Origin of the sequence: Histidinibacterium lentulum (assembly GCF_003789055.1) — a bacterium.
Taxonomy (GTDB): Bacteria; Pseudomonadota; Alphaproteobacteria; order Rhodobacterales; family Rhodobacteraceae; genus Oceanicola; species Oceanicola lentulus.
The window spans coordinates 101,110-114,478 of record NZ_ML119087.1 but is presented as its reverse complement, the minus strand read 5'-3'; the positions used below and the strand labels follow the sequence as shown (position 1 = coordinate 114,478).

Below are 13,369 nucleotides of genomic sequence, written 5' to 3'. Positions count from 1 at the left end.
GGATCGGCATGACGTCGAAGACGCCGTCCGCCAGCTTGCGGTTGTTCGTCTCGAACCCGTTCTCGAACACCTGCGCCCCCGCATCGCTGCGGACATAGAGCGTGAAGCGTCCGGTGAAGGCGGGCGGCAGAAGGATGGTCTCCTCGACCGAATAGCTTGCTCCCGGATTGAGCCCGCCGGTGCGGATCACCCGGGCGATCTCCCGGTCCTCGGCATCGCCGAGGATGCCGTTGCCGTCGAGATAGACAGCGTCCGCCCAGCTCTCGGTAATGCCCCGCCCCGGCCCGTCGTTGACCACGGTCCAGCCCACGGTCACCTCGGCCGGATCGTCCACCGTCAGCGTCGGCGCGGTCACCGACGTCACCACGAGGTCGGCATAGGGCGCCAGCGCCACGGTCAGCGCGGCTGCGGCCACGTTGTTCGTCTCGCCGCCGGGTTCCAGCACGTCGAAGGCGCCGTCGGTCTGGACGAGGAGGTACCATTCACCCTCGGCCTCGATCGGCAGGTCCACATCGAGGCTGCGCGCGCTGCGCCCGCCCGCCGCGAAGGGCAGGCCGGGGTCGTGGACGAGCCGCCCGAGCTCCCGGTCCGACGGGTCCAGCACCGGGTCGCGGCTCAGCCAGACGATATCGGTCCAGCCGGTCGCCGCCGCGCCCTCGCCGGTGTTCGCCACCTCCCAGCCCACGGTGATCCGGTCGCCCGATTGCGGCGCGGCGTCGGAAAGGGTCAGGTTCTCCGGTTCGAGATCGGGATGCTTCAGCGCCGCGGGCACGGTCTCCGCCGTATTGTCCTCGCGTCCGCCTTCGTAGACGTCGCCGCCGCTGTCCGTGGTCACCTCGAAGGCATAGTCGCCCACGCCCAGCTCGGGGATCGTGACCGTCACCGTCCGGCTGTAGCTGTCCCCCGCGGCCAGATCGACGGTCCGGTCCAGCGTGGCCAGAACCCGCGTCGTGGGGCCGATCAGCCGGATGCGGTCCTGCCAGGTGGCAAAGGCCGTGGCCTCCCCGTCGTTGCGGACGACATAGGTTACCTCGACCTGCTGGCCGGGCACGAGATCGTCGGGCGCGTCGATGGACACCACCGTGAGATCCGAGGAGGGAGCCTCTGTGAGGGTGATGACCGCCGCGGAGGCGCGCAGGTTGTTGGCCAGTTCGCCCTTCTCGAAGACCGCCCCGTCGGCATCCGCCACGACGAAGACGCGCCAGCTGCCCGCGGCTCCGGGCGGCAAGGCGAAGCCGCGCGACCGGCTGTAGCTTTCGCCCACGGCAAGTCCGCCGGCCCGGACCACGCTGCCGATCTCGATGGCATCGGGCCCCGGCGCGCCGTCCGGCGACAGGAACACCCGGTCCACCCAGCCCCCTGCGGGCGGCACAAGGGGATCGGGGCCAATATTGGCCACCCGCCACGACACCTCGATCTCGTCGCCGCCGAAATAGGACCCGGCGGGCGCCACCACCGCCTGCATCTCGAGGTCCGAATAGGGAGAGGAGAAGGTCGCGCGCCGGACGGCCGTGTTGTCGGCCCGCGTGTCGGGCTCCCGCACCTCGGCATCCGCGTCGGTCGTGACGATGAAGAATGCATCCCCCTCGACCCCGAGAGGGATGGTCACGTCGATCCCCACGGCATACTCGGCCTGCCCCGGCAGCGCCTCGCTGCGCAGCAGCTCGCCCAGAAGCGTGTCGCCCTCGTCGAGCACGGCATCGGTGCTCAGCCAGACCCGGTCGACCCAGGACCCGTCGTCGGCCGCCGCGGGCACGTCGGAGGCGTTCCGCACGGTCCATTCGATCCGCCCCGTCTCGCCGCCCCTCGGCGCCGCGGGCACGCCCGTGATCGTCGCCACGAGGTCGGCATAGGGCCGCGTCACCGCGGTGACCTCGGTGACGGCTCCGTTGTTCTGCTCCGCCTGCACGATGCTCAGCCCCGCCCGCGCCTCGTTCACGAGGCCACGGTTCGCAAGGTCCCGGTCCAATGAGACGGTCACCCGGATCAGGCCCGTTCCCGCGGCGCCGTCGGGCAGGTCCAGCACCAATTCCCTGTCTGCCGTTCCGCCGGCCTCGATAGGCGCGTCCTGGACCGCGTAGACGAGGTCGTGCAGCACCTGGCCCGTCGTCTGGTTGCGGACCGTGACCCGCTCGTTCCAGAACCCGGGCGTGGCCGAGGTTCCCGCGTTCCGGCTCGTCCAGCGCACCGTCAGCGGCCCGCCCGCGACGGGCTCCGCCTCCGCCACCGACAGGGCGTCCACCACGAGATCCGGGCCTGCGTCCACGGTTCTCAGGATGGCGTTGTTGTCTTCCGCGTCGCTCGCGTCGTTGCTCTCGGCGATGTCGCCGAGATGATCCACCGTCACCCGGAATTCGAACTGGCCGCGCCCGTCCTCGCCCTCGGGCCAGCCGAAGCTCAGGCTCCGCCCACGGCTCTCCCCCCCGCCGAGCGGGCTGTCGCCCGGGTTCGTCAGCGTCCGGGACAGCACCACGCGGCGCTCGTTGACGTTGTAGACCTCGAGCCTTTCGCCCCAGGACCCTCCCGTCCCGAGGGTGCCTGCATTCGTCGTGGTCCAGCCGACGGTGACGATCTGCCCCGGCGCGAACCCCGGCGCGGGATCGACCGTGATGTCAGAGGCGACGAGGTCGGTCGAGGGTGCGAGGCCGGAGGTCACGGCAAGATCGGCGGCGTTGTTCGCTTCCGCCGTGCCGGTCGGGTTGATCTCGTCCACCGTATTCGCGACGTCGGCACGCACCGATACCGCGAGATCGCCAACGGAGGCATTCCCGGCAGGAAGGACCAGCGTCAGCCGCCTCGTCACGCTCTCGCCCGCGCCAAGCGGCCCGAGGGTGGCGGGATCGTAGGGCAGCACGGCATCGGCGAGGATCGCGCCGGTGTCGGCCCGGCGGATCGTCACGCGGGTGTCGAAGGCCACCGTCACCGGCTCGTCGCCGGCGTTCGCCAGCGTCCAGACCAGCGGCACCGACCCGCCGGAAAAGACCTCCGTCACCCCGTCGAGCGCGAGGCCCGAGACCACGAGGTCCGGGCCTGGCTCGTCCTCGAGGCCAAGCCGCACCGGGGCTGTGATCGGCGTGGAATAGACGTTGAACGTATAGGCCCGGTCGCCGGCGGAGTTGATCGAGCCTGCTATGATCAGCAGGTAGGTGCCCTCCGCAAGGAGCTCGATCGTATCGACATCCGTGTTCAGCCCCTCGTTGAAGACTTCCGCGCCGAACGGATCGATCAGCCGCCAGCGCGCCTCGCTCGTCCCGACGAGCCGGTCGAAGAACAGCCGGTCCCCGACCTTTCCCGCGATGCTGTAGACCTGCGTTTCGGTCGCGGGGGCAAGCTGTCCCTCGACCTGCGTGCCGAGCGTGATCGGCGTGGCGTCGGCCATGTCGAGAACGGCGAGGGAATAGGCGCCGGTCTGGCCGCTCGTCGTGGAGACCTCCAGCACATGCTCTCCGGGGGGCAGCGCGAAGAGCGGCGCCGTCGAGGCATTCGGTCCGTCGCTGGCGCTGAAGGTGCGCGTCGCGACCTGCCCGGTCGGCCCGCGCAGGGTCCAGCGCCAGTTCCCCTTGTTCCCTTCCGCCGACTGCACGTCGACATAGACCGTCCGCGGCGCGCTGCCGCCGAAGCTGTAGCGCGTCACCTGTCCCGGAAACCCCAGCGAGCCCGACACCGTCTCGCCCGGGATCAGCGTCTGCTCCTCCGCCTCGAGCGGCACCAGCCGGAATGTCTGGGACCCCGCGCCGGTCTGCCAGACGTCGTTCTCGAGCGTGATGTAGTGCACGCCGTCCGACACCAGCCGGAGCTCCGCCACGTCGCTCTGGATGTAGCTGGAACTGACCACCTTGCCGAAGCGGTTGAAGACCTTCAGCTGGCCCTGCAGGTCGGTCGACAGCACGTCGAGATAGAGCCTGTCGCCCGCCTGCCCGTCGAAGCGGAAGATCTGGGTCGCGTTGCGCGACGTGAAATCGGCCCGCACCTCCTCCAGCAGCGCGATGGGCACGGCCTCCGCGAGGTCCCGGAGGGCAAAGCCGATGGGGCCCGTGGTGATGTCGCGAGACGAGACCTCGATCCGGTAGCTTCCCGCCGCGAGCGCCATGACGCTGTCGTCCCTGCGCCGGGCGTCGGAATTGCCGACGATATCGGAGCGGACGATGCCGTTCGGCCCGTAGAGGACCCATGTCGCATCGGAATTGTCCTCCAGACTGTCGAAATGGATCAGCGCATCCGCCGCGAGGTCGAAGGTCAGCACAAGCCTGTCCAGCGGCGCCGCGATCTCGTCCGAAACGGTCTCGCCCACCGTGATGGCCCGGGTCCTCGTCTGACCGGTCAGGAGACCGATCCGGTAGGAGGCGGGCTCGGCCATGTCGTGTCGGCCTTCGACGAGGAGCGTGTAGCGGCCCGGCTGCGCAAAGGTGACCGCCGTGTCGCTGGCCGTGGATCTCGGGGCCATGACCTGGGTCCCGTCGGGAGCGACGATCCGGATGTAGGCCGCGGGCCCGTCCAGGATGTCCGCCCGGAGCCAGCCGTCGCCCCCCGGCCAGTCGAAGGTGTAAATCTTCGTCGCCGCCCCCTCGGGCAGGGTCCCGTCGACCTCCACGCCGAGCGGCAGCGGCGTCGCGTCCGACCCGTCCGCCAGCCGCATCCGGTAGCTTCCGGTGCTGCCGTCGCTGGTCCTGATCGAGAGCTCGTAGAGCCCCGGTGTCAGCACGACGCCGGGATCGGATCCGCGGAACAGCGAATCGGTCCGGTCGAAGGGCAGTCCGACCGACAGGCCCGGCCCGGTGATCTGCCAGACCAGCGCCGGGTTGTTCGTCAGCACGTCCGGGAAGATGCGCACGGGCTCCGTGATCTCGAGCCGGTAGCGGTCCACGGCGGTCGCCTCGGCCAGCGTCCCGCCAATCAGGCTCGACAAGGTCGCCACGGGCACTGCCGCCGCGGGGGTCGCCACGATCGACACATTGTCGATCAGCACGCCCATGACCGCGGTCGCGGCGCTTTCCGCCTCGATGGCGAGCCGCGCCGAGTCGATGTCGTGACCTCCGAGGAAGGCCCCGTCGACCAGCGTCGTCCCTGTCCCGTCGATGTCGACCGCGACCGTGAGCCGGGACCCGCCGGGAACGCGGGTCAGTTCGAGCCGCAGCGTGACGTCCGCGCCGAAAAGGTCCGACGCATCGAGGCCCGCATCGCTGAGCAGGACCGATCCCGTAAGCGCGCCCGCCCCGTAGAGCAGCCGCGGCTCCGCACCGGCCGCCGCGCCGAGGTCGAGCGTCACCTGAACCGCGCCCGCAGGCACCGCGGCGAGCCCGCCCAGCTCCACCGGGCCGCTGGCGCCGTGCTGGGCGGCGGGAAGCACGACGAAGGACAGCGCCCGGCCGGCGTGCCCCGCGGCCGGCGGCGCCAGGGTGACGCTGGCGCTGGCCACGAAGCTCTCGTAGGGGCCGTCTTCGGTGACCGAAAAGACCACCCCCCGCCGGAGTTGCGCCTCGAGCGGGTCGAGCAGCTTCAGCGCATGTTCACCCGGGGCCACCTCGGTCACCACGGGCGGCGTTCCGGTCGATTGCAGCACATGGCCGATCCCGTCCTCGAGCGGCTCGAACCTCTCGAGCGAGGCGCCCGCGGCGTCAGGCCCGGTCCGGGTGACCAGCTCGAACCGGAGCTGGTTCGTCACCTCGGGTCCGTCGAGCGGCCCCTCGATCAGCAGGAAGGCCGTTCCGTCCGCCGGAAGGACATGGGGACCGCTGTCCGCAAAGAGCCGGGGCGACACGATCTCCGCGCCATGGGCATCGACGAGCCGCCAGTAGGTGAACCCGGTGCCGCCCTGGGTCACGTCGAGGGAGAACCGGTCGAACTGCGCCCCGTCGAGCGCATAGACGAGCGTCCCCCGGCCGTTCTCCGGCAGGCTCGCCAGCCGCTCGTCGTCAAAGGCGAGGGGCTGCGCCTCGGCGGCGAGGTCCATCAGCCGGAACCGGACGTCGCCCGACGCATCGCCCACGCCGTCGAGGGTCAGCGTGTAGGTCCCCGGACCGGCCAGGAGGCCGACCTTCGCGCTGCGCCGGTCGTAGCCGTCCGTCTCATTGAAGGCCCGGCGGTCGACCAGCGCTCCCGTCGGGCCTGTGAGGGTCCAAGTGACGTCGCCCCTGTTGACGAGGCTGTCCATGGCCAGAAGCCGCTCCTCCGTCAGCTCGAAGGTGTAGGACTGCCTGGCACCCGGCTCGGGCAGGGCCGCGTGCACGATCTCTCCGAGCGTCAGCGGCTCCGGACCGAAGGTGCGCACCTCGGTCAGGGCGAGCGTGGCCGTCGACAGCCCCGCCCAGTCGTTGCGCCCTTCGACGAGGTAGAGATACTCGCCGTCGAACGGCAGCACGAGATCGTCCAGATCGCGGATGCTCTGCCGCGAGACCACGAGGCGGCCGTCGGGCCCCACCAGACGGTGTTCGATGCTGCCGACGCTGGACCGGAGGTCGAGAAACACCCTCTGCCCCTCGGTCCCGGTGAACCGGAAGGCGGCGGAGGCGTTGCCGGGTTCGAGATGCGCGGTGAACGGCGTGCCCGCCACGATCTCGGGCGCCGCCGCGATATCGTGGACATTCAGCGCATAGGCGCCCGTCACCCCGCTGTCGCCCTCGACCCGAAGCGTGTAGACGCCCGCGGGAAGATCGAACACCGGCGAGGTGTTGAAGGGCGAGAAGACGGAGTCCGTCGCCCGCAGATCCATGAGGAACACCTCGCCCTGCGGCCCCGTGAGGCGCAAGCTGATGTCGCTCCTGTCGCTGAGCGCGTCGAGAAACAGCTTCGTCGGCGCATCGAGCGTGAAGGTATAGCTGTCCTGCCGTCCCGGCCGTTCGATCAGGCCGGTGATGCCCGTGGCGTTCATCGATTCGCGCGTGGCGCCGAGGGACAGCGCGCCGCCGCCGGTCAGGGCGGCCTCCGTGGCGCTTTCCCCGTCCATCGGCAGATAGAGGACCAGCCCCGCCTCGTCTCCGGCCAGGGCGGCGCGATAGGATCCGGCGATCTCCTCCGCGCTCCGGACGGTGGACCAGAGCCGCACCTCGTCCACGGCGCCCTCGAAGAGACCATAACTCCCGTTCGCTTCCGTCTGGTGCCCGATGTAGAGATCCGCCGCCACCGACGGGCGCGGGGCGCTTGCCATCGTCTCCGTCAGGACGTGTTCGCCGTTGACGTAGATCGACTGCCGCGCGCCGGCGGCGTTGCCGGCGTCGAAGACCGCGGCGATGTGCACCCAGTCGCCGGGACTGACCAGATTGGCCGCCGTCTGGGCGAAGTAGGCCCCGCCCCCGGACGCGCCCGCCCAGATCGACCCGTTGCTGTGGACCCAGAGGCTGTACTGCCGCGCGCCCTCCGCGCCCTTGAAGACGACCGGTGTCCAGGTGGCGCCGAATCGGTCGAGCCTGATCCAGGCCTCCAGCGTCATGTCGCCGGTCAGGTCGATCCCGCTGCCATGGGGGACGGTGATCCGGTCGGCGCCGCGCAACCGGATCGCCTCGCTGCCAGGAAAGGCACCCTCGGTCACGGGCGCCGGCCCGCCCGGATTGGCCCCGCCGATCACATAGGGCACCGGGTCCGCATCCACGGTGTAGACGGCGAAGGCGAAGTCCCGCGTGTCCAGTCGCGATACGCCCCGGTCGGCCTCGAGGATCAGCGTCACCGTCCCGTCGACGCCGAGCGAGACGGGCCCGAGATCGCCCGCCCCCACCGGTCCGTGCAGCAGCGTGCCCAGCGGCCCCTGGATGCGGATGGAGCCGTCGGCGGCAGCGAGAAATTCCTGGATGTCCACATAGATCGTGTCGTCCGCCGCCACCTCGAAGGTGAAGGCCGCCGCACCGCTGCCAGGACCGAAGGAGCCTTCCACGAGGCTGCCGTCCGCCGGGATCGCCCGCGCCGCGCCCAGATCGAGAAGCTGGAGCCCGTAGGCGCCGTATCCCGGCGCGCCGCTGAAGGTCAGCTCGTAGGCGCCCGGCGGCGCGGTGAAGGCGAAGTCGCCTGAATTGGCCACGTCGCCCGTTTCGTCGAGGTTGCGCGAAATCGACACCCCGGTGCCGCGCAGCGTCGCGCGGATGTCCACGCTCTCGCCGTCGCCGCGATCGGCGAGCGAGTGCCAGTAGAGGCGCTTCTCCTCGCTCAGCGTGAACCGGTGGACATGCACCTCGCCGGGAAGGTCGAGCCGTCCGTGAAAGATGCCCGGAACCCCTTCGGCGGAATCCGCGACCCGGACGATGCTGCCCAGCGTCCCGTCGTTGCGCAGCGTCCCCGTGGCGGGCGGATCGGTGAACGGCAGGGCGAGGAGCGCTTCGGCTGCCGGAGCGGCGCCGCTCTCCTTCAGCGCCGCCACCTCCGCGGCCGTGAGCGCGCCATCGAAGAGCGCGATCTCCGCCAACCCGCCCTCGAAAGCCCCCCCGTTGGCGTCGCTCGCGATGTAGAGGGCGCTGTCGAGGTCCGCGGTATGGCCTGCCAGCGACGATTCTCCCGCCAGCACGCCGTCGACATAGATCCGCATGGTCTCGGCGCCCGGGGTCTTGTCGTAGACCGCTGCGAAATGGGTCCAGTCGCCGAAGGTCACGCCGCTGCCGTTCACGAACCACTGGCTGGTGCCGTTCGCGTTCCTCGCATGGGTCATGTGCAGATAGCCCGCCCGGTTGACCCAGAGCGAGAACTGCCGGTCGTACTGGGCTCCGGGCCGCGCCTTCCAGACCACCGGCGCCCATTCCTCGCGCATGGCGTCCGGGCGGATCCAGCCCGCGATCGTGAACGACCCCGGTCGCGTCAGCCCGTCGTCTTCGACCGTGATCCGCTCGAATCCCGACGCCGCCAGCGCATCCCCGCCGCGCGGCCCCGCGGTGCGCGTCAGGCCGAGGTTCGCGTCGTCCGTCTCGTAGGTGCGGTCGAAGACGACCTCCGTCGCGCGGCGCAGGGCGAAGGAAATGTCGGTCCGGGGCCGTGAATCGAAGATCCGGCCCTCGATCAGCAGGATGTATTGCCCGGTCCGCTTGAGCGTATGGACGCCGCTGTCCTGGAACGCGGCGCGGGCGACCTCCTCCCGCCCGCCGGGATCGATCAGGCGCCAGTGGAGGCCGAAGCTCTGGCCCACCTGCCGCAGCACGTCCAGCAGGAAGCCCTCGCCCGCGACGCCGTCGAACCGGTAGGCCTGCGACGCGTTCGAGGGCAGCAGAACGTCCGAGACGACCGTGTCGTAGCTCAGCACCGGCGCAGAGAGCAGGTCGCTGACGACGATGTCGTAGTCTCCGGTTGCGGCGCCGTTGCCGCTCACGGTGATCGTGTAGCTTCCGGGCCCCGCCTTCAGCGCCGCGCCGCTGGCCAGCTCGAACCCGTCCGCGGACTGGAGCGAGAGGCTGCGGTCGATGCCCCCCGGCCCCTCGATGCGCACCCGCCTGTCGCCGGCGTTGGTGCGGCTGTCGACATGAAGCCACGCCGCCGCGGTCAGCTCCATCGTGAAGACATGGACCTGTCCGGGCCGGTCGATGGTGCCCGTCAGCCGCTCGCCCGGCACCACCGCCCTCGGCGCGGGGTTGCCGGGCCCCCTCAGGGTGAAGGTGATGACGTTGTCGCCGGTGGTCGGATCGAAGGGCGCGCCCTCCACCAGCAGCGTATAGATCCCGTCGTGGGCCAGCTCCCGCGGCGCCACGGCGCCCACGAGTTCGCTGAACACCTGCCGGCCGAAGGGGTCGATCAGCCGGAAGATCGCGCTGGCGCTGCCCGTCCGCGCCACATCGGCGATGCCGATCACATCGCCCGCCGCTGCCTCGAAGCGCAGGACCTCCGTTGCGACCTGCGGCGACAGCGTCACCGTCTCAGGTGTCTCCGCCGCCACCTCCCGCCCCTCGGCGAGATCGAGGAAGCGGAAGGCATAGTCGAAGACGTTGAAATTGTCGCCGTAGGCTCGGACGGTGTAGGTGCCCGGCGCCAGGGTCACGACGGGGTTCGGCGCGAACCGCCCGTCGCTTCCGTCGAAGCTGAACTGCCGCGAGAACCGGTTCGGACCCGTCACCTCGATGCGGCCGTCCGCGGTCCGGAGGGAATCGAAGGCCACCTGCGTCTCGGCCGCCACCTCGAGCGTGTAGCTGACCAGCCCGCCGGGTGTCTCGATCCGCCCGTCCACCCGGTCGCCCAGGGCAAAGGTCCCGGTGTCGCGCTGCACCCGGGTCAGGCGGAAGGTCTCCTCCCGGGTCACGCCGCCGAGACCGCTGGTGCCCGCAAGGATCAGCACATGGGGGCCGTCATGGGCCAGCGTCTCGATCTGGCGGCCGTTGGTGGCGCCGTTCGCCCGCAGCTCGCGCCCGAACGGGTCGATCAGCCGGTAGACCGGGGGACCGGAGACCGGCGCGCCGAGCCGCTCAACGACGATCATGTCGCCCGCGGAGGCGTCGAAGGAATAGACCTTCGCGGCCGACCCGGGCGTCATGGTCGTGGTCACCTCGTCGCCGGGCGCGATGAGCTCGCCCTGACCGAGGTCGAGCAGCCGGACCATGTATTCCTCGGTCGTCGGTCCGCTGCTCAGGAACCGCAGCCGGTACTCCCCCGGCGTTACGGGGATCGGCGCCGAATCGTCCCTCAGAAGGATGTCCCCGGTCAGTGCCCCGCCCGGACCGTCGAGTCGCCACCGGACGCTGCTGCCGCCACCGCGGAGGTAGTCGAGGTAGAGCTGCGTCTCCTCGGTGACCGTGAACAGGTAGTCGAAGCTCTCGTTCGCGGTGTTGCCGAAGATCCCGCTCACCGTCTCGCCCAGGGCCTTCGGCGTGCCCGCATAGGGCGCGCGCGGGTCGCTGCCGGTCCTGTCGATCGTCAGCGCATAGGAGACCGGATCGGTGGCGCTCGCGTTGGTGCGCCCTTCGACCAGCACGAGATGACGTCCGGCCGCCTCGGCGCGCATCGCCCTCGGCTGTCCGGAACTGGTGCTGAACACCTGCCGGCCCAGCGGGTCGATCACCCGGACGTTGACGTTGGCCCCGGACCAGCCGACGGAGAACAGGTCCCCCTCCGCCGCGTCGAAGGCATGGACATTCGTCGCTGTGCCCGGCGCGAGCACGCCGTCGATCTCCATGCCGGGGGCCACGACCCCGGCCTCCGCCGCGACGTCGATCAGCCGGGCGGCGTAGGAGCCGAGAAAGCCGACGGCGGGGTCGATCAGCAGCGTGTAGTCGCCCGGGATCAGGTCGAGCAGCGGCTGCGGGCCAAAGGAGGTGCTGTCGGTCTGGTCGAGGCGGCGCGCGGCCACCTCCGTCCCGCGCGGACCGATCAGGGACCAGTTCAGTGCAGACGTCGGCGTCAGCGCGTCGAGATAGAGCGTCCGCGGCTCGGCCAGGCTGAACTCGAAGGCATCGACCTGGCCGATCGCCGTGATCTCGCCGTCGATCCGTGCGCCCGGCGTCAGGCTCAATGTCCGCACCGCCTCCGGCGCCAGCGTGAAGGAAAAGGGCCGGGGCAGGCTGTCCGTGGCGTTGCCCTCGATCAGGAGCGTGTGCGGTCCCGCGTCCGTGATCGCAATGGACCGGACGTCGCGCAGCGTCTCCGGCCCGTAGACCGTCTCTCCCGCCGGGCCGATCAGGCGCGCGACGATGTTGCCGCTGCCGGTCGTGTCGAACACCAGCCTGTCGCCCGGAACGCCGTCGAAGCGGTAGAGCTTCGTCTCGGTGCCCGGCCCCGGCGAGAACAGGGCCGCGCGGCCGTTCCCGGACCGATCGTCCAGGGCGCCGGTCTCCGCGCTCCCGTCGAAGCCCCAGACGCCTTCGAGCCCCGCGAGCGGTCCGTCGAGCCGGACCCCGAAGGCGGCGGCGATCTCCGTCGCGCTGCGCGCGACGCTCCAGATCCGCACCTCGTCGATCCGCCCGCCGAACCGGTAATCGCCATTGGCCGAGCCCAGTTGGAGCGGCGTGTCGGTCCGGTCGTATCCGCCGTCGTAGGCCCGCTGCGCCACCTCCACCCCGTCGAGATAGAGGCGCAGCGTCTCGCCGTCATGGCTCGCCGCGACATGGGTCCAGCCGGGCTCCGCCGGGTCGAACGGGGCGGAAACCGTGGCCGCGCCGTTCCAGGCATCGAGGAAGAAATGGATCGACCCGTCCGCGTAATAGAGTCCGTAGCCGTCCAGCCAGCTGTCACTCGACGTCGTCGCCAGGATGGTGTCGTACTGATCGAGGCTCTCGGGGTCGATCCAGGCCTCTACGGTCAGCCTGTCGGGCTGAAGGGCCGGATCATGGGCCACGGACAGGGTCGGCAGACCGTCTTCCTGCCGGAACGCCCCGTCGTCCGCACCCGCCGGCAGAGGCGAATCAGAGGGCACCAGCTGGCGCCCGCCCGTGTACCCGCCGTCCTGCAGCGTGTCCGTCACCCGCTCGCCCAGGGCAAGGGGCGTGGCCCCGTTCAGCGGCAGGAACCGGAAGGAATAGCCCCCGGGATCGCTTCCGGTGACGCGGAGGGTGTAGTCGCCCGCGATCAGGTCATGGATCGGGCTGGTGCCCAGCCGGTCCGCGGACGACATGGCCGTGGCGGGCAGTTCCACCCCCCGCGGCCCGCGCAGCTCGATGGTCTTGCCTCCAGACGCGCCGAGAATGTCGAGCGCCAGGATCTCGTCCGCGGCAAGCGAGAAGGTGTAGTCGTGCCGCTCGCCGGGCCGCTCCATGCGCTCCGTCACCGTGGCGCCGAGCGTCAGCGCCTGCGTCCGGTCCTGCGGCGCATGGATCTCGAATGCGTACGGCAAAGGCGTGCTGTTCCGGGCCTCGCCCTCGAGCACCAGCGTGTAGCTTCCGTCCTTCGGCATGGCGAGCCGGGCGACATCGCTTCCGCCGCTGAACGCCTGCGGCCCGAATACGATGGCGCCTTCGTCGTCATAGAGCGTCCAGGCCATGAACCCGGCGGAGCTGATCGCCTCGAAATAGAGTTCCTGCCCTTCCAGGGCGTCGAACCGGAAGAGGTCCGTCTCCCGGCCCGCCGCGTCGATTGTCCCGTCGATCCTCGTCTGGACCGCGACCGGCTCGGCGGTGTCGAGGTTGAGCATCCGGAAGGCATACTCGCCCACCGCGTCGCCCTTGCCGTCGATCCGCAACGTGTAGGTCCCGGCCTCCAGCGTCAGCAGGTCACCGCCCGCGGCGCCGTCCGCCCGGTTCAGGTCCGTAGGGCCGACGATCTCGCCGCCCGGTCCATCGAGCGACCAGGTGATCCGGTCGGTGTTGGTCAGCGAGTCGAACAGAACCAGCCGTTCCTCGGCCAGCTCGAAGGTGAAGAGGTCGGTCTCGCCCGGAAACTCCAGCAGCCCGGCCACCGGCAGCACATCGGCCGCAAGCAGGATGCGCGGCTCGAACGTATCGACGTGGAGCCCCCGGGACAGGGCCGTCGTGCCGAGCAT

General features: G+C 70.5%; 1 protein-coding gene (cut by a window edge). It reads right to left on the bottom strand.

Annotated features, from left to right (window positions below):
- A protein-coding gene (locus EAT49_RS14535) for a putative Ig domain-containing protein (protein WP_185020769.1) crosses the window boundary here: on the bottom strand, positions 1–13,369 show its 5' end (the start). The gene continues 25,211 nt to the left of window position 1, outside the view; 13,369 of the gene's 38,580 nt are visible here — the first part of the coding sequence; the start codon lies at positions 13,367–13,369; its stop codon lies beyond the left edge, outside the window.